The organism is Streptomyces sp. NPDC046931 (assembly GCF_040644655.1).
Classification (GTDB): Bacteria; Actinomycetota; Actinomycetes; order Streptomycetales; family Streptomycetaceae; genus Streptomyces.
On sequence record NZ_JBEYWX010000027.1, the window covers coordinates 1 to 23,720 of the forward strand.

Below are 23,720 nucleotides of genomic sequence, written 5' to 3' on the forward strand. Positions count from 1 at the left end.
GCGCCCCCACCCGGCGGCCTTCGCTGCGCTCCGGCCGCCGGGTGGCGCTTCGCGCCACGGGAGGCCGGCCCCGCTGCGCGGGACAGGCCAACGGGCCTGCGGCCCGAGCAGCAACAAGAGTGGGGGGTGTCATGGTCTCTTCGGCTGGCCTCTGCGGGTTCTAAGGCCTTGACGCCGGGTCAGCGCCTACGGGACCAGGTGCTGCCGATCCCCGCAACGTGCAGGGCCAGCGCGGTCAGCCCCAGGAGCATGACGTTGACTGACGAGAACGCGTGATTGGTACTGATCCCCGCCGCGTTGAGGAAGAACGCGATAAAGAACAGCACTGCCGCGACTATGCCGAGCATGACGAGCCCCTCTCGATGGGAAGTGAAGCCCGTATGCCCGGCCATCGCCCCCACAGGCGTGGGCGGTGCCTCCGAAGTGGTCTGGCCGGCTCCTGCAGGCAGGCTGACGGGTCCTCAGGCGTGGGCGTGGCGAGTGCTTGCCGCCTTGTGTGGGGCGGCGTGATGTGCGGGCCGGCCTGTCGGGGGGACTGCGAGACGTCGCAGGGCCAGGCCTGCGGTGGCGAGGAGAGCGGTGAAGACGGCCAGGAGAAGGACGGACACCCACATCTGCCGGCTCCCGGGGGCCTGCCAACCGGTCCAGGCTGTGGATCCCGCCCACAGCAGGACACCCACAGCGTAGAAGGAGCGGACGCGGTGCAGCTGCCGCACGGCCCGCAGGAACTCGATGCGTTCGGTCTTCGGTGCCATGCGGGCCGTGTACCCCGATGCGCGGTGAACATCAGGGTCGGGAAGCGGGATGCCGAGCGAGTTCGCATAGGGGGTTCGCATGTCTGCATCATGATGTGATGCAGCATGTAGCATTGGCGTAAATCAGGGACACCCGGCAGGGGGCAGTTGGCGTGTTGATTTACGAGTATCTTCCCCATGAACTTGCCCGCCTCGGTGTGGTCGCGAGCGCCGTCGGGCTCGATCGCCACCATGTGGATGCGCAGGTACGTATGGCTCGAGAACGCACCGACAAGGCGAGGACGGCCCCGCCCGAGCCACATCACTTGAGCGAGCTGTACATCGCGCAGGCGCGGTGTCTTCAGTGGGAGCGGATCGCTGATCTGATGGCCGAGGAGCAGATGGCCGCGTACACGCCCTCCCGCGACCCGCGTGCCGCCCGCTACGAACAGCAGCGTCTGCAGCGGCTGATGACCGATGTGGCCGAGGCCGAACGGTCCGGTGTCACGGGTCCGGAAATCTGCCGGCAGCGCGTCTACCGGGTCGGTGCCCGGCCCACCGCCGGCTGCTCCGGCCCGGGCATGCCCGCCCCCGTCGTGCACCTGATGGCCGCGTCAGCCGACGAAGCGGCCGAGCGAGCCTGGGCCGTGCACGGAAGAGACGACGGCCTTTACCAGCGCGGCAGGTACCGGATCGCTTCCGTCGAACAAGTCCTTCCCGAGCCCGGAGAACTCTTTTGATCCAGCTTCGAGAACACCAGGTTCAGCAGAAATCAAGCTTCCGCAAATGGGTCGGATTCCCTGCAAGATCCTCTGTGCCCCCGGGAGGGATCCGAGGAACGATCGTGTCCGCGACTGGATCGGGCAAGACGATCACGGCCGCCGCGAGCGCGCTGGAGTGCTTCACAGGCGGCCGGATCCTCGTCACGGTGCCGACCCTGGACCTGCTCGTGCAGACCGCCCAGGCGTGGCGTCTGGTGGGCCACCGGGCCCCGATGGTCGCGGTGTGTTCGCTGGAGAACGACCCGGTGCTGAACGAGCTGGGGGTGCGCACCACCACCAACCCGATCCAGCTCGCGCTGTGGGCCGGGATGGGGCCGGTCGTCGTGTTCGCCACGTACGCCTCGCTGGTGGACCGCGAGGACCCGGAGGACCCGACGGGTGGGCAGAAGGTTCGCGGGCCGCTGGAGGCCGCTCTGGCGGGCGGGGAGCGGCTGTACGGGCAGCAGATGGCAGGCTTCGACCTCGCGATCGTGGATGAGGCCCACGGCACGGCCGGTGATCTCGGTCGTCCGTGGGCGGCGATCCACGACAACCAGCGGATCCCCGCCGACTTCCGGCTCTACCTGACCGCCACCCCGCGTATCCTCGCCTCGCCCCGGCCGCAGAAGGGCGCGCACGGCCAGGAGGTGGAGCTCGCGTCGATGGGCCAGGACTCCGAGACCTACGGGCCGTGGCTGGCCGAGCTCGGGCTCTCGGAGGCGATCGAGCGGGGCATCCTCGCCGGGTTCGAGATCGACGTACTCGAGATCCGCGACCCCTCCCCGGTCCTCGGGGAGTGGGAGGAGGCGCTGCGGGGCCGGCGGCTGGCGCTGCTGCAGACCGCGCTCCTGGAGCACGCCGCGGCGTACAACCTGCGTACGGTCATGACGTTCCACCAGAAGGTGGAGGAGGCCGCCGCATTCGCTGAGAAGCTGCCCGAGACGGCAGCGGAGCTGTACCTCAACGACGCCTCCGACGACGACCTGGCCGCCGCGGACCGGCTCCCGAAATCGTCGATCGACGCTCAGTTCTACGAGCTCGAGGCCGGCCGCCACGTCCCCCCGGACCGGGTGTGGTCCGCGTGGCTGTGCGGCGACCACCTCGTCACCGAGCGACGCGAGGTACTGCGCCAGTTCGCAGGCGGCATCGACGCCGCCGGCCGCCGGGTCCACCGCGCCTTCCTCGCCAGCTGCCGCGTCCTCGGGGAAGGCGTCGACATCACCGGAGAACGAGGAGTCGAAGCCGTCTGCTTCGCCGACACCCGCGGCTCCCAGGTCGAGATCGTCCAGAACATCGGCCGGGCCCTACGGCTCAACCGCGACGGCACCACGAAGGTCGCCAGGATCATCGTGCCGGTGTTCCTGGAACCCGGCGAGGACCCGCAGGACATGGTCGCCTCCGCCAGCTTCCGCCCCCTCGTAGCCGTACTCCAGGGCCTGCGCTCACACTCGGAACGCCTCGTCGAGCAGCTCGCCAGCCGGGCGCTGACCAGCGGGCAGCGGCACGTGCACGTGAAGCGGGATGAGGACGGGCGGATCATCAGCACAACGACCGAAGGCGCGGGCGGGCAGGCCGAAACCGAGGGCGCGGTGGAGTCATCGCTGCTGCACTTCTCCACCCCGAGGGACGCGGCGACGATCGCTGCGTTCTTGCGCACACGGGTCTACCGGCCCGAGTCGCTGGTGTGGCTGGAGGGCTACCAGGCCCTGCTCCGGTGGCGGAAGGAGAACGAGATCACCGGGCTCTACGCCGTTCCCTACGATGTCGAGGTCGAAGTGGGCGTCACGAAGGACTTTCCGCTGGGGCGGTGGGTGCACCAGCAGCGGAAGGCGCTGCGGGCGGGTGAGCTGGAGGAGCGGCGCAAGACCCTGCTGGACGCCCCGGAGGCCGGGATGGTCTGGGAGCCCGGCCAGGAAGCGTGGGAGACCAAGCTCGCCGCGCTGCGCTCCTACCGACGCGCCACCGGACACCTCGCCCCGCGGCAGGACGCGGTGTGGGGCGAGGGCGAGGCGATGGTACCCATCGGACAGCACATGGCCAACCTCCGCCGCAAGGGCGGCCTGGGCAAGGACCCGGAACGAGCGCAGAAGCGCGCCGAGCAGCTGGCCGCGATCGACCCGGACTGGAACTGCCCCTGGCCACTGGACTGGCAACGCCACTATCGCGTCCTCGCCGACCTCGCCGCCGACGAACCCCACGGCGCACTCCCCCACATCGCCCCCGGCGTGCAATACGAAGGCGACGACCTCGGCAAATGGCTCCAGCGGCAACGCCTCAGCTGGACGGAGCTCTCCGAAGAACAGCAGCAGCGGCTGGCGAGGCTGGGCGTAACGCCCGCCGAACGGCCCGCCCCAGCCCCGGCAGCCGGGCGCGCGGCGAAGGGCCCTGGCAAGGCACAGCAAGCGTTCCAACGCGGCCTGACAGCCCTCACACAGTGGATCCAGCGCGAGGGCACCCAGAAGGCAGTACCGCGCGGTCACGTCGAAGCCGTCGTCATCGACGGCCAGGAGCACCAGCACAAGCTCGGCGTATGGATCTCCAACACTCGCGCAAGACGAGACAAACTCACCGCGGAGCAGCGCGCCGCCCTCGCCGAACTCGGAGTCGAATGGGCATGACATGACACCCTCGTCGTCCGGTCGCTGAGCGGGACCGCACGAGCCCCCGGGGCACGATGGTCCCGGGGTCTCGTGCAGCCAGCGAAACGGGGCGACTCACCGGTGCGCATCCAGGCTCCCAGGCCCCAGACGCTGCAAGCTGGAGTGCCCGACGGTCTTGGTGTAGCGCTGTGCTGTGCGGGTGTTGATGCCGAAGAGGTCGCCGAGGCGTTTGGCGTCGCCGTCGGTGGCGAGGGCTTCGTCGAGCAGGCGGTCGTTGCGCAGGGCGCGGGTGGTCAGGTGGGGGCCGAGACGGAGGTTGATCCAGCGGTGGCCGACGTGCGCGGTGGTGGTGGCGCTGCGGTAGTGGATGAACAGGTGGGGGTTGGCGGTGGCGGGCCAGCGCCTGCGGCGGTGGTCGAGGTAGGCGGCCAGGCGCAGGCTGACCGGCTCGGCCAGTGGAACCCGGCGGCCGTCGACGACGAGGTGACCGTCACAGACATGGGTGAGCTGCAGGTGCTGGATCTGATGGGCGGTCAGGCCGTGGAAGGCGATCAGCGCGCACAGGAGCGCCCGGGACGGGTCGGCGGAGTCGAGGGCGGCGCGGATGTGCTCGACCCGGAGTGGCATCGGGATGGTGGGGTCGGGGAAGCCGGTCCTGACCTGGCCGGCCGGGTCGGTGAACACCAGGCGCTGGGCTTTCAGGACGCGGTAAAGGGAGCGCAGTCCCTGGCCCATCCGGGTCCGGTTGGCTCCGGTCGGTGGGAGGGCGGAGCGGACGTCGGCGGGGGTGATCTCGCGCAGGGAGGTCTTGCCGTCGGCAGCCCATCGGGTCAGGGCGGGCAGGGCCCAGCGCAGGTGGAGGCGGATGGTTGTCTCTGAGCGGGGACGGCGCCGCGGCGGGACGTCGCTGCCTTCGTGCATGATGGCCAGCCACGCGCGGACCTCGTCGGCCATGACGGGGGGCAGCGCGGTGATCTGCTGCTCGGCCCAGGCAATCACCGTGGGAAGGCGGTCGTTGTGAAGCAGGCCGGCTCTCTCGAGGATGGCGCTCACATGCCCGTGGGGCAGGTTGACCTCCATCAGCACGGCGACATCGTCGGCGGTGAGCGCGGCGCCCGGGGCCTGCAGGAAGCCGAGGACGATATTGACGCTGGTACGGACCCGCCAGGTCAGGTCACGGCTCCAGCTGTAGCGGATCACGTCCTCGCGGGTGAACTGCTCCACCCACGCCGCAAGATGGGGATCCGCGCGCCGGGCCAGCCCCTCGGTGCCACGGTGACGCAGCGTGCGGACCGCATCGAACAGGGCCGGCTGCAGGAGAGCGGGCGGCGGCACCGGCTCAGGGCGCAGCGGTACGGGCTCAGGGATCGCGGCGCCGCGGAAGCGGCTGGAGAACAGATCGGCGAAGAACAGCTGCTGCCCACGCCGGCTGACCTCCTGCCACGGGATCAGGATGTGGGTGCCGCGGGTGAGGGTGGCCTGCTTGCGGCACAGCCTGCAGATCCCGTCCCCGTCGAGGACTGCGTCGTGCCGGCACACGGCGCACGCGGCAGTGGCGGTGTACTTGCGGCACCACGAGGCGCAGCCCTTGCACAGCCAGCGCAGGTTCCGGGTGGCGCCCCAGGCCAGGCAGTTGGTGCACGAGTCCGGCGGCGGGATCGCGGACGGATGACAGCGCTCGCACAGCCCTGCCGCGTAGTAGAGGCGGGTCGAGCCGCAGCGCAGGCAGGGCGGTGGGGTGACCGGGCCGCCCGGCCAGCAGGTGAAGCAGAACTCCACCCGTGGCATCGCCGGCGGCCGCCGCCCGCACACGGTGCACATCGCCCTGCTGCGGGCCGGGCCGGTCACAGCGGCGGCACCGAGCGGCGCAGCGGCCCGAGCCGTTGCACCACCGCGCCCGCGCCCCGGGCCGGTACAGCGGGCTGCAGCCGGGGCCGAGCAGAGGGCGCGGTCACTTCGCGGACGAGCAGATCGGACGGCTCGCACGCCAGCACCGCGCAGAGCACTTGAAGGTCGTCCAGCCGGACACTGACCGGCGTGGTCGACCACCACCCGGACATCTTCCCCGCGCTGATCCGCAGGCCCGCCGCCGCCAGCCGGCGGCGCAGCTCAGCGGAGGTCGTGATCTGGCGCTCGGCCGCCCGTTCCCGCAGCTCCCACCGCATCAGCACCCCCGCCCCTCGCCCAGGCGGCCGGCCACCCGCGCATTGGCCTGAACCCACGCGTGCTCGATGTGCTCGGCACGCACATGGATGTAGCGGGTCGTCGTCGCCAGCCACTCATGGCCCAGCAGCTCCTGGATCGCCTTCAGGTCCACGCCCCGCCCGTACAGCGACGAGGCACAAAAATGCCGCAGCCCGTGCGGAGACAACCGGCCCGACCACGCGGGCACGAACCGCTCGACAGCACCGGCCAGCCCCGCCCGCAACGCGTACGCACCGACACGGCCGCCCGCGGTGCGGCGCTCGCCGGGAAACATCGGCGCCCGCGGATCGGTGTGGTCGCCGGGAAAATGCGGGCGGACCTCGGCCAGCCACCACCCCAGCAGCACGTCCACCCCGTCGATCCCCGGCACCAACCGCGCCCTCGGGCCGCGGCCCTGGCTGCCCTTGCCGTAACGGACATGCAGCTTCCCGAAAGCGCCCAGATCCGGACGCCAGTCACCGACATCCAGCATCACCGACTCGTTCAACCTCAGCCCCACCCGCCGCCACAACGACGCCACCACATAATTCCGGGCCGCCGGCAGATACTTCCGCGCCCCCGGCAACGCCTGCCGCCACCCCTCGAACAAACCGGCCACCTCCACGCAGGTGGGAGGAACCCGGACCAGGCCGTAGCCGGCGTGCCTGGGCCGGTTGAACTCATCGACCGGCTGCACCACCCCACACCCCGTCCGCACATGAATCTCGCTCTGATACCGGGCGGTCAGGAAGTCGTAGAACCGGGCGATCGTGTTCGCCCGGTCATACACCGTCGACCTCGCCAAATGCCGCTCCCCCCGCAACCAGGCCAGCCACCCATCCACATCCTGCGCCCGAACCGACCACACCCGACGGCCCGCGAACCGCAGGAAGTCGAACAACACCGACCGATCCTCCGCCAACGACCGGTCCGAGATCCCCGCCCCCAACCCCGCCAACAAAAACCGGTCCACCAACTCCTGCTCGAACCCCGCCGGCCCCTCCCCCACACCAACACCGTCACCGTCGCCGTCACCAGCCCAACGCACCAACGTCAACACCACGACCACCACCCCCCGCAACAGACCCCGCCGCACACCCCCCCCTCCTGCATACAGGCCACACCCTCAGCAATCCCGAACACCACCCGTCAAACCCACCGACCGAGCGAACCCCCCAAACCCCCAACCCACAACACCCAGCCACCCCCTCCCACCCACCCCACGAACCCAACGCCTTTCGCACACGAGGCGACTGATGATCTTCCGCCAGATCTGCCTGCGCCGAGCGCGGCTGGACGATGCCGGAGGCGTCACCGTGTTCGTCGCCGTGTGCGTCATCGCGCTGATCGGGATCATCGGCATCGCCGTCGACGGCGGCAGCAAGATGCGCGCCACAGAACGCGCGGACTACATCGCCGGCGAAGCCGCGCGAGCCGGCGGGCAGGCCATCGATCCCGCCGACGCGATCAGCGGGAGAGCGATCGTCGCGGATCCGCAGGCCGCGGCCGCCGCAGCCCAGTCCTACCTGCGCTCCGCCGGTGCCACCGGCACGGTCAGCGTCTCCGGCGACGGCAAGACCCTCACCGTCACGGTCACCGGCTCCTACGACACCAAGTTCTTATCGGTGGTCGGGATCGGCTCTCTGTCGGTGACCGGCCACGGCAAAGCCACCCTCCTGCACGGCATCACCGCTCCCGAAGGACCATGATGCGCACCACCCCCTCCCCCACCGCAACCGCCAGCCGCACCCTGGCGCGGGTCCTCAAGGCCGGCTTGAGCCTGCTGGTCCTGGCGGTCGCGGTCGCCGGACTGCCGCTGCTGCTGGCCTGGGCCACCCCCATCATCTGGGCTGCCACCCACGACGACGTCATGCACCTGCTGGATGGGCAGGACACCGGCAGCGTGTTCCTGCTACTGCTCGCCTGCGTGGGCTGGATCGGATGGGCGCAGTTCAGCTTCTGCGCCGTACGCGAGCTGATCGCACAGGTACGGGGCCGTACCTGGCACGCCCCACGCGGCATGGGCGCCTCACAGCGCGCCGCGGCCCTGCTGATCGGCAGCATCCTGGTGCTGCTGCCCACGAGCTCGGCACTGGCCTCCGACGCCCAGGCCGCACCGGCCACCACGTCGGAGCGCGTCCCTGGCAAGGCCCAGGTGCCGCGGGCCACCGAGGCCGAGCAGAATCTGACGCCCGCAGCGGGCACACCGGCGTCCCGCACCACGTACACGGTGCGCCAGACGCGGCCCGCGCAGAGCCTGTGGGGCATCGCTGAACGAGAGTTGGGGGACGGCGAGCGGTGGCGGGAGATCGCGGCCCTGAACGAGGGCCACACCATGGCCGACGGCACGGTCTTCCGTGCGAACAGCTTCCTGCAACCCGGCTGGCAGCTTCAGATGCCCCAGACCGCCGCGGCCGCGGCAGCTGGAGCGGGAGGCGTCCGCACGCAGCTGGGTGACAGCGCCCTGGTAGCCGATGAAAAGGGCGGGCACGTCGTCACGGTCCACCCGGGCGACTACCTGTCCAAGATCGCCGAGAAGGAGCTCGGCGACGGCGACGAATGGCCGCAGCTGTTCAAGGCCAGCCGGGGCAAGGAACAGCCGCACGGCCTGCCCGCGATCACCGACCCGAACGTCATTTACGCGGGGCAGCAGGTCACTGTGCCCGGCGCCCAGCCGCCCCAGGACCGGGACCAGGGTGACAAGGCGGGCAGTCAGGAGACCACTCCCCCGGCCAGCCAGAAGCCCGATGGTGAGCAGCAGCCGGGCGACGGCACGGGGGACGAGCAGGCATCCGCGCCGAGCAAGACCACCACGCCCGCACCACAATCCTCGGCCCCCAGCGCACCGGCCAGCCGCCCTGCCGAGCAGCCCGGGCCGGATCAGTCTGCGTCGGCACCGGCCTCCGCGACCCCGAAGCCCAGCGTCAGCGCCTCGGCCTCTGCCGCCTCCCCGTCGGCGTCAGCTCAAACGTCCGGCTCCGCTGCCGACTCCTCCCCTACCGCGACGGCGTCGCAGACCCCGGCGCCCGCTCCGGCCAGCAGCTCGCTGAACCTGCGCACCGTTCTCGGTGCCGGCGCACTGCTGGCGGCCGCCATCACCGGTGCTCTTGCCCTGCGTCGTACGCTGCAGCGCCGCCGCCGCAAGCCCGGCGAGAAAATCGCCATCGCGTCGGAGACGTCCACGACCGAGGCCCAGTTGGCGGCGGCCGCCGAGCCGGGCGGCGCTGCCCGCCTGGACGTGGCACTGCGGACGCTGGCCCACCATGCAGCTCAGGAGGAGGGCGCGGTCCTGCCGCCGCTGCGGGCCGCCCGGATCGGTGCCCGCGCGGTGGAGGTGTTGCCCGAAGATCTCGCCCAGGACCCCGCGGTGCCCTTCGTCTCCGGGCAGGGCGGCTGGTGGGCCCTGCCCGCCGATGCCGTCCTCCTGGACGAAGAGGACGCCCGCGAGGTGCCGGCACCGTATCCGGGACTGGTCACGATCGGCAGCACCGAGGGAGGCGATCTGCTGCTGCTCAACCTCGCGCAGCTGCCCGCGCTGCTGCTGGACGGCAACCCGCTCCACATCACCGAGGTGTGCACCTCGCTCGCGCTGGAACTCGGGATGAGTCCGTGGGCAAGCGAAGTCGAGGTCGTCACCGTGGGGTTCGGCGATGACCTGCCGCAACTGCTTCCCACCGCGCGGATCGCCCACATGCGTCAAGCCGCGCACGCCCTGCGCGATCTGAGCGAACGGCTGCTGGAAGCGCACCAGATGCCCGACACCCAGCATCAGCCGTACCTGCTGCTGTGCGCAGCCGCCCTGGACGAGGACACGGCCTGGCAGTTCGCCGACGTCATCGACCGGGCGGGGACCGTGCCCGTCACGCTGATCGCCCCAGCGAGCACGGCGGCCGCACACTTCCCCGAAGCGGAGATCCTCAACGCCTCCCTCAGCGACCCGCAGACCCTCGACCACGCCGGCACCAACATCACCATCCAGCGCCTCGAGCACACCGCCTACCAGCAGATCACCACCGCGTTGAAAGTGTCCGGGCAGCCGCCCCACCCGGCCGAGGGGCCCTGGCAGCACGTCCCGGACGAACTCGACAGCGTGCCCCAGCCCGAACAGGCATCCCCGGAAGAGGCCGCACCCGCAACCGCCGCCGCCTCGCTCCCATCGCCGGCGGCGGCAACGGACGTGAGCGGCGAGGTCTTCCCGGCCCTGCTTACCGCCAGCACCGATCCATCCGGGCTCCGTCTCCACTCCCCCACCGCATCGTCGACCCAGCCCGACAACGGAACCGGACCGGACACCGAAACAGCCGTGCCTTCAGCCCCGGGGTCCCCGGCTGACGCGGACACCGACACGGCAGAAGCCGCGGAGGCTGGGGACCCGGCGACCGCCGTCGAGAAGCCCACGGTGCCGGAGGCGGACGAGTGCGAGGCGCAAGACCAGCACGCTCCGCAGATCCGGGTCCTGGGGCCGGTTGAGGTGACGGGCGTGGGCAGCACCGGCCACGGCCCGAGGATGGCGCAGCTCGCCGCCTTGTTGTACTTCCGGCCCGGCCGGAGCGCGGATGTCCTGTGTGCCGACATGGATCCCGTCAGCCCCTGGTCGACAAGCACCCTCAACGCGCGCATGCAGGGCCTGCGCAGCTCCCTCGGCAGCGACCCGTCCGGCAACCTCTACGTACCGCGCCGCAAAACCGGAGAAGACCCCTACCGGCTCTCCCCCACCGTGCGCTGCGACTGGACCCGATTCCTCCAGCTCGTCGAACACGCACTGCCGCTGGGCCCCTCAGGCCTGACCGACTTGGAGAAGGCACTGGCCCTGGTGCGGGGCAAGCCATTCGGCGGCCGGCCACTGCCCTGGGCCGAACCCCACGCCCAGGAAATGATCACACGGATCATCGACGTCGCACACACCGTGGCCACCCACCGCATCCCCCAAGGCCCCCACCACAACCTCAACGCCGCCCGCCACGCCGTCGCAACCGGCCTCGACGCCGACCCCACAGCAGAACTCCTCTACCGGGACTGGATGCGGATCGAGCATGCGGCCGGGAACCGGCAGGGGCTGCACACCGCCATCACCCGCGTGCAACAGATCAACCGGGACTTGGACTGCTCACTCGAAACGGAGACCACACAGCTCATCAACGAACTCCTCAACGGGCCGAGCACAGCGGTACGCAAAGCCTTGTAGCCGCGGGTGCGCAAGGGCCGCGCGGGAAGCGCTGTGGAACTCCACGTATGTGCGACATCCCGCGAGTTCCCCGGACCTCCGCTGAGTACTCGACCCTGTGGCCAGGGGGTTCTTCCCCGTCGGGAGTCGGCTTCCTGCTGACGTAACTTCGGGATTTCTGAATATCTCTCGCCTTGTCCGACCGATCTGTGTTCTGGATGAAGGCAAGGGCCGATGCACCTCGGTGTAGTGACTGGGGGATGATCTCCTGCGTGACAAAGGAAGCGGGTGCGGGTGCGGGCGTTGATGAAGCTCATGCGTGGGACGCGCGGTTGGGCTGGGCGTTCGGGCTGATAGCCGACGATCCCACGGTCCGGGCTGCGGCGCTGGTCCGTCTTGCTGATGTCCAGGGGAACGTGCGGGATGCTCTTGGTCGGTTCAATGAGTTGTGGCGCTTGACGCTGCCGCTTGGGGGACAGGAGCAGTGGCGGGATCCGGCCTTCCTGCAGGCACATGAGATGTACCTCGAAGCCGGGAAGTATTCGCTGCCCAACGCGTTGTGGAACCGCCCGCCCGGGGACATCAGGACGTGGCAGGGTCTGCCGTATGCGCTCCTCTTCCTGGAATGGGAGGCAAGGTATCCGCAGGAGTGGACCCGGCATGCCAAGGAGTGGGGCACGAAGCAGGGCCTCATACGGGACGTGGCGGTCGCTGGTCACAGTGAGACGGTCAGGGCGAAACTTACTGACCTGGTCGAGATCGTCGTTCAGAGGGCCTACCGCTGCAAGGACCGCGAGTACCTGCGCGTTGCTCGAGCCGTCGACAGTGAGGATCTGCGCGGCAGGCTGGAAACTGCCGCTCGATCTGACAGCCCATGGGCATGGCGACATGCCGGCTATGTTCTTTGGCTACTCGATCGCCCCGAGGTACCCAACACGATCCACGTTTGGCGGAACTGGATTGCGGCCGAAGCCAGAGGGTGAAGACTTCACCCGCCCCCTCCGCGAGGCGGTCGCCGACTCGGTAGCGGCGCTTGTGCCCGCTGGCGTCCCGAATGTCTTCGGCCTCGGGGAACAACCCAACAGCGAGTACTGTAGCGGTAAGCACGGTTCCAGCAGGTCACGACCAGGGCGGCGACGCTCTCAGAACTGCCTCCTGACCCCGAGCACGTCCCCTCCCTCCCCGCCGCTACGATCCGGTTGATCACCGAGCCGGGGAGGGGACATGGCCGAGGGCCGGGAAGCGACGGACGCCGTCGCGGAGAGACCGGTGGAGCTGGCCTACCGGCTCACCGTCGACGACCTTGGGGCAGCGATCCGCACCCGGGCGAAGGTCACCAGAGCGGGCCGTTTCCGGCGTCGGCTGCTGATCTACACGCTGGTGGTCACGGCCGTCGGAGTCCTTCTGTCGACGCTCGGCGACGGCCGGCGTGACACCCCGTGGTACCTGTACCTGGCGCTGGTGGCCTCCGTCGCCTTCATGACCGCCGGGCCGCGGCTGCAGGCCCGCCAGTTCCACCGGCTCAGCGAGCGGCAGGGCGACTTCCGCGCCGTCGTCGACGACACGGGGATCTGCCTCACCACCGCCCACAGCTCGGCCACCCTCGACTGGCACCTCTACCCGCGCTATGCCGAGACCCCGGAGCTGTTCGTGCTGCTCAGCGCCGACAAGTCCGCCGTCGGCGTCGGCGTCCTGCCCAAGCGCGGTTTGAGCAACCCGGAGGACGCGGACCGGCTGCGGGCGATCTTCGATCGGCGCCTCGTACGCGCGGACGCCGCCGCGGCGCCGGACGCCGACAGGACGCCGAGCCGGGGCCGGGACATCGGGCGCGGAGCGGGCTCCGTCGGGCTGCTGCTCCTCGGGCTGGTGCTGCTCTTCTTCGCCTACGCAGCCGTCCAGAAGGCCGCAGACCCAGATGCCTTCCCCGGGCTCCAGCACAACAACGCGCCCGTCTCGGCCATCGCCCTGAACCTGGGGGTGGCAGCCGTCGCCCGCGCGTGGTGGGTCGTACGCCGGATGAAGGTGATGCGGATCGTGACCGCCGTGCTCGCCGCAGCCGTGCTGCTGGTCGGCGGCGCCGCCGTCTACCGCATCGGACCGATGCTGCACTGCTGGGGCTCGGACCGGATCGCCCGGGGCCCCGACGGCGACTACGCCTGCTACCACTTCTGAGCGGGCCCGGAGCCCACTCCTCGGCGGCTGCGCGGCGCAGCCGCCGCAGGTGCTCGAAGAGGCCCTCACACAGGGTGCCGACCCGCTCCACCTCGCGCTCGTCTTCGGAATCGACGAGAAGACCGCCATCCGCTACGCGGACTCCGCCCGGCAGCTCCTCCAAGCCGACCTCGAAGCCGATCCCGCGTGTTCGCCACGAACCCACGGGCCCACCCCCCGACAATGGCACCCGCAGACCCTCGGGTTCCCGCTGAAGAACCTTCAGTTTCCGCAAACTCGCGGGGATCGTGGCCCTGTCCTCGTAAAGCTGCCGCCGCCCGACAAGTAGCTATGTGTGACGGGCTTATGTGTTCTCGCGGGCGCGTTCGAGGACGCGGTAGACGGTGGCGCGGCTGACGGAGTAGATCTCGGCGAGGTCGGCGACGGTGTAGTCGCCGGTGGCGTGTTCCTTCACGAGGTGAGCCTGCTGGCGGGTGGTCAGCTTGGGCTGCTTGCCCTTGAGCAGCTGGATACGCAGGTGCGCAGCGGGCCGCTATCGGCTGTGGGCGACGGCGCGGGCTGCGTACGCAAGCAGTTCGCTGATGGCGGCCTCGTTGGAGGCGGGAGTGGCTTCGTTGATCTCTAGGAACAGCGTTTGACGACCGGTTCCGGAGGCAGTTGGTGATCACCTGGCTCACGGATCTGGATGAGAAAAGGCGGCTCTGTCGTGTCCATGAACGTGGGGGGGCAGCCTCTCGTCAGAGTGGCTGGCCGTCGAAGGGGTCGCCGGAGCCGGGCTCGAACGTCGTGCCGAGGTCGTACTGCGCGATCCCGAAGGGTTGAAAATCGGCATCGGCAAGGACGCGGTAGAGGAACTCCGAGGTGGACATGTCGTACCGGTGCCATGCGCCGATATCATTGGACCGCGCGAGGACGGGGTAATCGCTCGGCCGCTCGGCATCGATCAGCCAGAAGTACTCGTCGGCCCATTCGGTGGAGCCCCACTCAACCAGCCCCTTGCCGCCCGGCGCGTAGATCGCGTAGGGATCGACGGCGGAGACGTTTTTGAGCTTGCTGTCCTGGTCGACTGCCAGGTCGACCCGCCACTGTCTCAGGAAGTCGAACGCGGGGCCCTCGTCGCGCCCCAGAAAGTAGACGGAATCACTGAAGACGCCGCCGCCGAACACCTCGTAGAGCTCCTTGTAGTCCGCCGGCAGCGGAACCCCCAGCTCTCCCTCGATCGCCGCCCAGTCGACGGAGATCCCGAGCGGCTCCCACCCGGTCAGTTCGATCACTCGCTGAACCCACATACAACAATCTTTTAGCATCGTCGCTCACGTCAAGATCGGCAGCTATCGCACTCAATCGACCTTGGCGGGTTCCTCAGCCCGGGCTCGGGGCGTCCCGCCCGGCCTCGACCCGCAGCTGGCCGGGCCGGCCTACGCCGGACAGGGCGCCGCTCTGCATCAGCTCCGTGAGCGCGGCTACGGCCTCTTGGGGGGCGTCCGGTGCGAGGTGCTGCTCGGTCCACGAGCGCAGAGCGGCGCCGTGACACCTACCGCCATGACGGTGCCTGGACCGTCTCCAGCTGCGCCTTGGGGTCGTAGGCGGTTCGGAACAGCTCGACCTTCGACATCTGTGGCAGGACCAGCACCTTTCACCAGGAGCATCCCGATGCTGCCCTGGCAGGAACCTCGGTGCCTCCCAAACTCGGCTCTGATGAACAAAGCCGGCCGTGGGTGCGCAGGGCCGGACATGCCTGCCTCGGCCGTCCACCTGATGGCGGCATCACCCGGTGAAGCAGCCGTGAGAGCCTGGGCCATCCACGGAAGAGACGGCGGCCTCTACCAACGCGGCGGACACCGGATCGCTTCCGTCACCTTCCCGAGCCGGGAGAAGTCTTTTGATCCAGCTCCGAGAACACCAGGTGGAACAGAAATCACGGTTCCGGAAATGGGTCGGATTCCCTGCAAGATCATCTGTGCCGCCGGAGGGTGCGAGGGAAACGATCGTGTCCGCGACCGGATCGGGTAAGACGATCACCGCCGCCTCGTGCGCGCTGGAGTGCTTCCCCAGCGGACGGATCCTTGTCACCGTGCCGACCCTGGACCTGCTCGTGCAGACCGCCCAAGCATGGCGCCTGGTGGGGCACCGGGCCCCGATGGTCGCGGTGTGCTCGCTGGAGAACGACCCGGTGCTCAACTCGCTGGGGGTGCGTACCACCACCAACCCCATCCAGCTGGCGCTGTGGGCCGGGAAGGGGCCGGTGGTCGTGTTCGCCACGTACGCCTCCCTCGTGGACCGTGAGGACCCGGAGGATCCGCTCGGTCGGGGGAACGTCCGTGGGCCGCTGGAGGCCGCTCTGGCGGGCGGGGAGCGGCTCTATGGCCAGCAGATGGCAGGCTTCGACTTCGCGATCGTGGACGAGGCGCACTCAACCGCAGGCGATCTTGGCAGGCCGTGGGCGGCCATCCACGACAACGCCCGTATCCCGGCAAACTTCCGGCTCTACCTCACCGCGACGCCGCGCATCCTGGCCTCGCCCCGGCCGCAGTGGGGCGCGGAGGGCCAGGAGCTGGAGCTCGCGTCGATGGGCCAGGACTCTGAGACCTACGGGCCGTGGCTGGCCGAGCTCGGGCTCTCGGAGGCGATCGAGCGGGGCATCCTCGCCGGGTTCGAGATCGACGTGCTGGAGATCCACGACCCCTCCCCGGTCCTCGGGGAGTCGGAGGAGGCGCAGCGGGGCCGGCGGCTGGCGCTGCTGCAGACCGCGCTCCTTGAGCACGCCGCCGCGTACAACCTCCGCACGGTCATGACCTTCCACCAGAAGGTGGAAGAGGCCGCCGCGTTCGCGGACAAGCTCCCGGAGACGGCAGCCGAGCTCTACGTCAACGACGCCTCGGACGAGGACCTGGCGGCGGCGGACAAGCTGCCGAAGTCGTCCATCGAAGCGGAATTCTACGAACTCGAGGCCGGCCGCCACGTACCCCCGCACCGGGTGTGGTCGGCGTGGCTGTGCGGCGACCACCTCGTCACCGAGCGGCGCGAGGTCCTGCAGCAGTTCGCCAACGGAATCGACGCGGCCGGGCGCCGGGTCCACCGCGCCTTCCTCGCCAGCTGCCGCGTCCTCGGGGAAGGCGTCGACATCACCGGCGAGCGCGGAGTCGAAGCCGTGTGCTTCGCCGACACCCGCGGCTCCCAGGTAGAGATCGTCCAGAACATCGGCCGGGCACTCCGTCCGAACCCGGACGGGACCGCGAAAACGGCGCGGATCATTGTGCCGGTCTTCCTCCAGCCCGGCGAGGACCCGACCGACATGATCACCTCAGCCTCGTTCGCACCCGTTGTAGCCGTGCTCCAAGGCCTGCGCTCCCACTCGGAGCGCCTCGTGGAGCAACTCGCCAACCGTGCCCTCACCAGCGGGAAACGCAAGGTCCACCTCCGGCGCGACGAAGAGGGGCGGATCGTCGGGGCCAGCGGCGAGGTGGGCGAGGACCAGGAGCAAGACGACGGCTCCGACGCCGCTACCGAGTCGGCCCTGCTCCACTTCTCCTCCCCCCGGGACGCAGCCACCATCGCCGCCTTCCTCCGCACCCGCGTCTACCGGCCCGAAAGCCTCGTCTGGTTGGAGGGCTACCAGGCCCTGCTCCGCTGGCGAAAGGAGCACGAGATCACCGGCCTGCAAGCCGTGCCCTACGACACTGAGGTCGAAGTGGGCGCCACGAAGTCGTTTCCGCTTGGCCGGTGGGTGCACCAGCAGAGGAAAGCCCTGCGGGCCGGGGAACTCGACCCCCACCGTAAGGAGCTGCTGGACGCACCGGAGGCCGGCATGGTCTGGGAACCCGGCGAGGAAGCCTGGGAGACCAAGCTCGCCGCGCTGCGGTCCTACCGGCGGGCCACCGGGCACCTCGCCCCGCGCCAGGACGCGGTCTGGGGCGAGGGCGAGGCGATGATGCCGGTGGGCCAGCACATGGCCAACCTGCGCCGAAAGGGCGGCCTCGGGAAGAACCCGGTACGGGCGGCAGAGCGGGCGAAACAGCTGGCGGCCATCGACCGGGACTGGAACTGCCCCTGGCCACTCGACTGGCAACGCCACTACGCCGTTCTCCGCGACCTCGCCGCCGACGAACCCCACGGCGTCCTCCCCCACATCGCACCCGGCGTGCAATACGAAGGTGACAACCTCGGGAAGTGGCTTCAGCGGCAACGCCGCGACTGGTCCCATCTGTCCGAGGAACAGCAACGGCGGCTGTCCCAGCTGGGCGTAGCGCCCGCTGCACGGCCCGCCTCCGCACCGGCCACGGGTGCCGCGAAGGGACGGGAAAAGGCGTCAGTGGCCTTCCAGCGGGGCCTGGCGGCCCTCGCCCAGTACATCGCCCGCGAAGGCCACCACCGCGTCCCCAGGGGGCATTCGGAGGAGATCATGCTGGAGGGCGAGACCACACCGGTCCGCCTGGGCGTATGGGTCTCGAACGCTAAGTCGAGGCGGGACAAGCTCGCTCCGGAGCAGCGTGCTGAGCTGACCGAGTTGGGAGTCGAGTGGGCGTAGAAGCAGCGCGCTGAACAGTGACTGTTTGTGAGTCACAGTCGTGTGCCGTGGAGTGTGACCGTGGGAGCCCCGTTCAGCGGCTTGTGTTCTCCTCTCGGATCATTCGTCGAAGGCTGGTCCGTGCTGCGGCCAGGTCAGCCTCCAGGGTGGTGACACGGGCCTGGAGTGCATTGCTGTTTTCGGTGGCCCGCTGGAGCCTGTCTTCGAGTCGTTGCTTGTCTCGGGTGAGGTCGTCGAGGCGTTGGGTCAGGTGGGTGGTGCCGAGGGCGTCGAGTTGCTGTCCGAGCTGGTGCCGGATTGCCTGCCGCATCCGTTCCCTGTCTTCCCGCAGGGTCCGGATCTCTTGCCTGGCCAGCTCAAGTTCTGTGATCAGGGTTGCGGTGGTGCTCCGGGTGTGCGCGGGTGGGGGGATGGTGGGCTGCTGGCGTTGCTGTGCGGCTTCAATGTGCTCGCGGATGCCTTCGGCGTAGGTGAGCCATGTGGAGACGCCGGCGGTGCGAGCGACCGCGGCGTGGGTGATCTTCTTGCCCTGCTGCTCCAGAGCCGTGAGCGCGGTCAGGACGCGCTGGCGTTTGTCGAGGCTGGCCCGGCGGCGGGCCTGGGCGAGGGTGTGCGGGTTGCCGTGGGAGTTCATGCTGGGCCGGTCCTGGAGATAGCCGTGAGCGGCAGGAGGGTGTGGGCGGTGCCGGCGCGGGCTTTTCGCAGGATGGTGCTGGCTTCTTCGATCTCCTGGCGTTGTGCGGCGGGAAGGGTGGCGAGGCGGCGCTGCATGCGGTCGGTGACCTGCTCGAAGGCGGCGATCTGGGCGGTGAGGGCGGTGATGACGAATTCGGCGGCGTTCATGGCCTGAGCTGTTTCGCGGTCGGCGCGCAGCTCGTTGATGTGCTGTTCGATCGCTGGGAGGTAGGAGGGGTCGGGGCGGTAGAAGCCGCAGCCGGCGCACTGGAAGCGGATCGGGCAGGAGCCGCCTCCGGCTTTGACGTTGCTGGGTTCGGTGCATCCGCCGTAGGGGACGGCAACGGAGCGCAGTTCGTAGGCGGTGTCAGAGCAGGGGCTGGGTTGGCCCTGGTTGTCGACGACGTGGGCGGCGAGCTTGGTGACGGCGTCGCGCTTTCGTTTCAGGGAGACGGTGTAGTAGCGCTGTGTGGTGCTGACGGACTTGTGGTCCATCAGTTCACGCAGGACGTCGAGGGGGGTTCCGGCGTCGGCGTGGCGCTGTGCGTAGGAGTGGCGGAAGGCGTAGGCGTAGATGAGGGATCGGTCGAAGGGCAGTGGGTTGCCCTGTGTGTCAATACCTTCTGCGTGCAGGTGAGGGATGGAGTCGACCCAGTCGCGCAGGGTCTCGCTGAGATAGCTGGTGTGCAGGTACGGGCGGGTGGCGAGGTGGGTCAGGGCGGGGAAGAGGTGGTCGGCGCCGGCGGACGGGAGGCTGGGCTGGAGCTGGTCTCGGCGCGTTCTCCAGTCGTGGATGGCCTGGGCCGTGGGGGCGGTGATGGGCAGGCGGCGGCGGTGGCGACGGGCCTTGTGGTTGTGCCAGACCAGGGAGATCTGATCGTGGCGCATCTCCAGGCAGTCACGGGGCAGGGAGAGAACTTCCAGGGGCCGGCGTCCGGTGTCTCTGAGGAGGATGTACACGGTGCGGTACATCAGCTGCAGGTCCGCGGGGGCGAGGGTGCGCCGGCCTCGGGCCCGTCCCTGGCCGAGAAGGTGGAGGTGGGCGTCGAGCTGGCGGATCACCGGTTCGGGGATCGCCTTGCCGATCTCGTCCTCGTTGGCTTCTTCCTGGGGGATGCGGTGGGCGGCTGGATCGCGGACGAAGGCGGCCGAGAGGTTGTCCGCGGCTCCGGAACGGCGGCCGTAGTCGATCAGAGCGAAAAAGTGGCTGGCGATGGACATGCGATAGTTCCAGCCCGCCGGTTCGCCGTCCAGCTTGAGAGCGGTACGGAACGCCTCGACCACGGCGGTGACATCGTCGTAGCGCAACCGCGTCGGATCGTCCGTTCCCGGGCGTGGTACGAGGGCCCGGGAGGCCAGCTCGACGCCGCGCAGGGTACGGCCGAACTCGTCTGCGTCGGGGCGCTGCTGGATGGTCCAGGTGCGCAGCAGGTCCCGCAGCCACCGTTGCTTGATGCTGCGCAGGTCGACAGTCTTGGGAGTTCTGATACCGGCTGGTGTGCGAGAGCGCTGGCCGAGCGCACGCAGGTCCAGAAGGTCATGCTGTGCCGGTGCGGTGCCGGTGTACCGGGCGTGCCCCGTCTGCACTGCCGTCCGCACGCGGCCGAGCATCCTCAGCACGTCGCGGGTGGAACGCGGGCACAGCTGCTGGTCCGTGATGTCACTGACGAGGGTGGTGACGCCGTTGAGGTCGCGCACCATACGGCGAACCTGCGGAGGGTCGAAGATCCGCAGCCACGGATCCGCCTGCTGCAGGCCGTAGAGGACTTCTTCACGCAGCGGCTCAGGCAAAGGCAAGAGGCTGAACTGGTGCGGGGCGAGACAGGGATGCTGCTGCGCCGCCCACGGCGCCACGGCGGCTCCCGGGTGGGTGCGGCAATGCCAGCGGAAGCGCCGCGCGTGGTGCCGGCACAGGCCCCGGACCTGAAAGCGGGGCAGTGGGCAGGCGGGGACCGGGCAAGCAAGGGTGTCGGTGAAGGCGACGGCGGTGTCTTCCCACTGGCCGGCGAGCTTGCGGGTGGTGTGGGTCTTCCACTGGGTGTAGTGCATGACGCACAGCCCCTTGCAATGGCGGGGCCTAACGCAGCGCTGCCCGTCCTTCGTGAAGCTGCATTGCTCCGGAACGCCCCCGAACGGCACGCGGGCGCGCGCTGGTACGAAGGTCCGCGCGAACTCTGCGGCGGGCAGTGGCGACCTTTTCTGCTCCTCCCGGCAGAACGGACAGAAAATGTTGGCGGGCGAGACCACGGTGTCGCACGCCTCCGTACGGCACAGGGACACCGAGCTGCGCGGCTCCTGAACACTGCCGGTGAACAGCCAGCAGTCCTGCCGCCACTCACTCGGCCGCCAGCCTGGATCAAGATGGTCCCGCAGCCACCGCACCCATCCCCCGTCGCCGAGAGCCTCTGCGTCCTCGGGACTCGGTTCGGGAAGCCGCGCGAGAGCAGACGGACTCATCATGGGCGCTGTTTGAGGGAGTCGACGCGCTCGACCGCCGCCCGTGCCTCGGCATCGTCGACATGCCGGTAGCGCTCCATCGACAACGGGGAGACGTGGCCCAGAAGCCGCTGCACCACATCCCGGTCGACGCCGCCGCGCAGCCAGCGCGTCGCCGCCGAGTGGCGCAGCATGTGCGGGCGACACGCATGCCCCACCCTGCGGGCCAGCCGGTCGAACATCTCCTTGGCGTTCGGATACGACACGGCACGGCCCAGCGGCGGGCGGAACAGATTCACGAACACCATCTCCGACTCCGCAGCCTCGGCTACCTGATCGCGTTCATACTGGTAGTCGGTGTAGAGGGCGACCAGGTCGGCGGTGACCGGCACCAAGCGGTGATGGCGGGACTTCGCCAGGGCGCGGTTGGGGTTGTCGGTGCGGCGGCGGACATGCACGTGCGGGCCCTCGACGCCGCAGCCCACAGCACGGGAGGAAGCCAGCAGGTGCATGTCGCCGCGGTGCAGGCCCAGCGCCTCACCGATCCGCAGCCCCGTACACGCCAGCAGCCCGACCAGGAAACGGTCCCGGGCACTGGGGGCGAGAGCGATCATGCGGCGGATCTGCTCACCGCTGAGGTCCTCATAGCCGGGCTCGGTGACCTGGAAACGGAACGCGGCCGCCTGCACCTGGCGCCGCTGGCCCGCCTCGCCGGTGTCGAAGCCGGGCGGGGTGAAGCGCAGCAACTTCGGCTGGGACAGCAGCCCGGCTGTGTCGGCCGGCACCCAGCCGTGCGCAACACCGAACCGCAGGAACTCCCCCACCACCGTCATGATCGCGTTCGCCGTTCCCCGCGACCGGTAACGGACCGGCCCAGGCCGCACCTGCCAGCCCGGGGCGGGACAGGCGTCTCGACCAGCCACCGCTGCAGCCCGGCCAGATCCAGGAAGCCGGGAGTCCGCCAGTCCAGCCGCCGCATCCGGCAGTAGTTCAAGTACAGGGCGACCCGCCCGGCATACGCGCGCTCGGTGTTCGGCGAACACCCCCGCGCCCGCAAGGAGGCAAGGTAGGTCACCGCCTCCGGCTGCAGGTCAAACGTATGGGCATCTACCACCACCCACCGCTCGAGGCCAGTCGCCGGAGAAACCTGCCAGGTCGCCTCCCGCCATGCGGTGATCGCGTTCTCGTCGCGTTCGGTGGCGGGCCGGGCGGGCATCTGCACGCTGAAGCCCATCCGGTGCAGCAGCCGGATCACCCCGGAGACGCTGTAGGAGATGTGGAACTTGCGCCCGATCAGCGTGCGTACCCGGGCGGCGGTCCACACCTGGTCGTCCGCCCAGCCGTGTGCGGCTGGTCCTTCGTCCAGCCAGGCGGCGAGTCTGGCCCGCAGGTGGGGGCCGAGCCGGCAGTCGTAGCCCGGGGCCCCCTTGGAACGCAGGGCGTCGCGCCCGCCCGCCTTCCAGGCACGGCGCCACTGATAGACGGACTTCTCGCTCACCCGTAACTCCCGGGCGACGCACGGGACTTTCACACCCTCCTCGAAGAGGCCGACGGCCCGCATCCGTACCTCTTCGCGGCGCTTGCGCTGCTCGGCGGTCAGCCCGCCCCCATCTGCGTACCGCATGCCTTCGGGGTACCAGCCAAAGCGGACGCCGTCACCAGGTCCGACGAAGACCCAGACCCTACGACGCCGAAATCAGTAATGCCGCATCAGCGAACCTTCGCCCCGCCGGGGCGAGCGTTCGGTTCGGATGCTGGTCCGGTGTGCAACTGAGCGGGCACTGGCCGAGTGTCCTTCCGGTTCCAAAACCGTGTGCGAGCCGCCCGGAGGGGCCTTTAGCCTCCGGGCATGGATCTTCGCGAAGAACTTCCGAGCGACAGGCAGGCCGTGCGGGATGTTCACCTGCAGGCGTTCGGTGACCATGGCCTTGTCGTGGCCGACCTGGTCGATACCCTGCGGGACACCATCACACCCGAGGACGGTCTCTCGCTGGTCGCCGAGCACGACAGGCAGGTCGTCGGGCATGTCATGTTCACCCGCAGTCTTCTCGATGCGCCTCGTCGGCTGGTTGACGTGCAAGTCCTCAGTCCTTTGGCCGTGATGCCTGAGCTCCATAAGCGGGGTATCGGCTCAGCCCTGGTTCGACACGGACTGAGGGTCCTCGCCGAGCGGGCTGTTCCGCTCGTCTTCTTGGAGGGTGATCCGGGCTATTACTCGCGTTTCGGCTTCGTGCCCGGTGGTGGCCTGGGCTTCCGAAAGCCGTCCCTGCGCATCCCGGATGGTGCCTTTCAGGTCATCAGGTTCCCGGAGCATGAGCCATGGATGACGGGGACGCTGGTCTATGCAGAGCCGTTCTGGCGGCATGACGCAGTCGGCTTGCGTGACCCCAACGCCTAGTGACGCGAGTGCCGATCCCCCTGCTTGTGACATGACGCGCCGTTTGGATGCTGGTCCGGGCGGGGTGG

Annotated in this window: 19 protein-coding genes; 8 read left to right on the top strand and 11 right to left on the bottom strand. The window is 69.5% G+C overall.

Features of this window, described 5'->3' with window-relative positions:
- Nucleotides 1-179: 179 nt before the first annotated feature.
- Nucleotides 180-347, bottom strand: coding sequence for a hypothetical protein (locus ABZ876_RS32405; protein ID WP_361788665.1), 168 nt, complete (start codon nt 345-347; stop codon nt 180-182).
- 114 nt (nt 348-461) lie between these two features.
- On the bottom strand, nt 462-755 hold the full coding sequence (locus ABZ876_RS32410) for a hypothetical protein (RefSeq protein ID WP_361788667.1): 294 nt from the start codon (nt 753-755) through the stop codon (nt 462-464).
- A gap of 305 nt (nt 756-1,060) precedes the next feature.
- Here ABZ876_RS32410 and ABZ876_RS32415 point away from each other — a divergent pair, with 305 nt between their 5' ends.
- Together ABZ876_RS32415 and ABZ876_RS32420 are read left to right on the top strand one after the other, a co-directional pair.
- Complete coding sequence (locus ABZ876_RS32415; RefSeq protein ID WP_361788669.1) at nt 1,061-1,474, top strand: hypothetical protein; 414 nt, start codon at nt 1,061-1,063, stop codon at nt 1,472-1,474.
- Nucleotides 1,471-4,113: a Helicase associated domain protein gene (locus ABZ876_RS32420; protein ID WP_361788671.1), complete on the top strand. Its 2,643-nt coding sequence runs from the start codon at nt 1,471-1,473 to the stop codon at nt 4,111-4,113. The genes ABZ876_RS32415 and ABZ876_RS32420 overlap by 4 nt, the downstream gene beginning before the upstream one ends.
- A gap of 96 nt (nt 4,114-4,209) precedes the next feature.
- On the opposite strand, the gene ABZ876_RS32425 is transcribed toward ABZ876_RS32420, so the two are convergent.
- The 3 genes from ABZ876_RS32425 to ABZ876_RS32435 form a co-directional block, all read right to left on the bottom strand.
- Entirely contained in the window at nt 4,210-5,874 is a 1,665-nt protein-coding gene (locus ABZ876_RS32425) for a hypothetical protein (protein ID WP_361788673.1), read from the bottom strand.
- A 65-nt stretch (nt 5,875-5,939) separates the two neighbouring features.
- Nucleotides 5,940-6,260 carry a helix-turn-helix transcriptional regulator gene (locus ABZ876_RS32430; protein WP_361788767.1) on the bottom strand — a complete coding sequence of 107 codons (321 nt, stop codon included), beginning with the start codon at nt 6,258-6,260 and terminating at the stop codon, nt 5,940-5,942.
- Complete coding sequence (locus tag ABZ876_RS32435) at nt 6,260-7,351, bottom strand: tyrosine-type recombinase/integrase (RefSeq protein ID WP_361788675.1); 1,092 nt, start codon at nt 7,349-7,351, stop codon at nt 6,260-6,262. The genes ABZ876_RS32430 and ABZ876_RS32435 overlap by 1 nt, the downstream gene beginning before the upstream one ends.
- 184 nt (nt 7,352-7,535) lie before the next feature.
- Between ABZ876_RS32435 and ABZ876_RS32440 the strand changes: the two genes are divergently transcribed.
- The 4 genes from ABZ876_RS32440 to ABZ876_RS32455 all read left to right on the top strand — a co-directional run bounded on the left by ABZ876_RS32440 (nt 7,536) and on the right by ABZ876_RS32455 (nt 13,615).
- Nucleotides 7,536-7,988, top strand: coding sequence for a pilus assembly protein TadG-related protein (locus tag ABZ876_RS32440; RefSeq protein ID WP_361788677.1), 453 nt, complete (start codon nt 7,536-7,538; stop codon nt 7,986-7,988).
- Complete coding sequence (locus ABZ876_RS32445; protein WP_361788679.1) at nt 7,988-11,464, top strand: hypothetical protein; 3,477 nt, start codon at nt 7,988-7,990, stop codon at nt 11,462-11,464. The genes ABZ876_RS32440 and ABZ876_RS32445 overlap by 1 nt, the downstream gene beginning before the upstream one ends.
- A gap of 251 nt (nt 11,465-11,715) precedes the next feature.
- Nucleotides 11,716-12,426: a hypothetical protein gene (locus ABZ876_RS32450; protein ID WP_361788681.1), complete on the top strand. Its 711-nt coding sequence runs from the start codon at nt 11,716-11,718 to the stop codon at nt 12,424-12,426.
- A 241-nt stretch (nt 12,427-12,667) separates the two neighbouring features.
- Nucleotides 12,668-13,615 carry a YcxB family protein gene (locus ABZ876_RS32455; RefSeq protein WP_361788683.1) on the top strand — a complete coding sequence of 316 codons (948 nt, stop codon included), beginning with the start codon at nt 12,668-12,670 and terminating at the stop codon, nt 13,613-13,615.
- Between the two features lie 343 nt (nt 13,616-13,958).
- Here ABZ876_RS32455 and ABZ876_RS32460 read toward each other — a convergent pair whose 3' ends face one another.
- Nucleotides 13,959-14,132: a helix-turn-helix domain-containing protein gene (locus ABZ876_RS32460; protein ID WP_361788768.1), complete on the bottom strand. Its 174-nt coding sequence runs from the start codon at nt 14,130-14,132 to the stop codon at nt 13,959-13,961.
- A 220-nt stretch (nt 14,133-14,352) separates the two neighbouring features.
- A complete protein-coding gene (locus tag ABZ876_RS32465) occupies nt 14,353-14,889 on the bottom strand; it encodes an SMI1/KNR4 family protein (RefSeq protein WP_361788684.1) in 537 nt (178 codons plus the stop codon).
- Nucleotides 14,890-15,497: 608 nt separating this feature from the next.
- Here ABZ876_RS32465 and ABZ876_RS32470 point away from each other — a divergent pair.
- A complete protein-coding gene (locus ABZ876_RS32470; protein ID WP_361788686.1) occupies nt 15,498-18,143 on the top strand; it encodes a Helicase associated domain protein in 2,646 nt (881 codons plus the stop codon).
- A 73-nt stretch (nt 18,144-18,216) separates the two neighbouring features.
- On the opposite strand, the gene ABZ876_RS32475 is transcribed toward ABZ876_RS32470, so the two are convergent.
- From ABZ876_RS32475 to ABZ876_RS32490, 4 genes are all read right to left on the bottom strand, one after another.
- Nucleotides 18,217-18,777 carry a DUF6262 family protein gene (locus tag ABZ876_RS32475; RefSeq protein ID WP_361788688.1) on the bottom strand — a complete coding sequence of 187 codons (561 nt, stop codon included), beginning with the start codon at nt 18,775-18,777 and terminating at the stop codon, nt 18,217-18,219.
- On the bottom strand, nt 18,774-20,867 hold the full coding sequence (locus ABZ876_RS32480; RefSeq protein ID WP_361788690.1) for a site-specific integrase: 2,094 nt from the start codon (nt 20,865-20,867) through the stop codon (nt 18,774-18,776). Before ABZ876_RS32480 ends, ABZ876_RS32475 begins: the two co-directional genes overlap by 4 nt.
- A 407-nt stretch (nt 20,868-21,274) precedes the next feature.
- Nucleotides 21,275-22,087: a tyrosine-type recombinase/integrase gene (locus ABZ876_RS32485; RefSeq protein WP_361788692.1), complete on the bottom strand. Its 813-nt coding sequence runs from the start codon at nt 22,085-22,087 to the stop codon at nt 21,275-21,277.
- Nucleotides 22,084-22,878 carry a winged helix-turn-helix domain-containing protein gene (locus ABZ876_RS32490; protein WP_361788694.1) on the bottom strand — a complete coding sequence of 265 codons (795 nt, stop codon included), beginning with the start codon at nt 22,876-22,878 and terminating at the stop codon, nt 22,084-22,086. Before ABZ876_RS32490 ends, ABZ876_RS32485 begins: the two co-directional genes overlap by 4 nt.
- A gap of 225 nt (nt 22,879-23,103) precedes the next feature.
- Here ABZ876_RS32490 and ABZ876_RS32495 point away from each other — a divergent pair, with 225 nt between their 5' ends.
- Nucleotides 23,104-23,652, top strand: coding sequence for an N-acetyltransferase (locus tag ABZ876_RS32495; RefSeq protein ID WP_361788696.1), 549 nt, complete (start codon nt 23,104-23,106; stop codon nt 23,650-23,652).
- Nucleotides 23,653-23,720 lie beyond the last annotated feature (68 nt).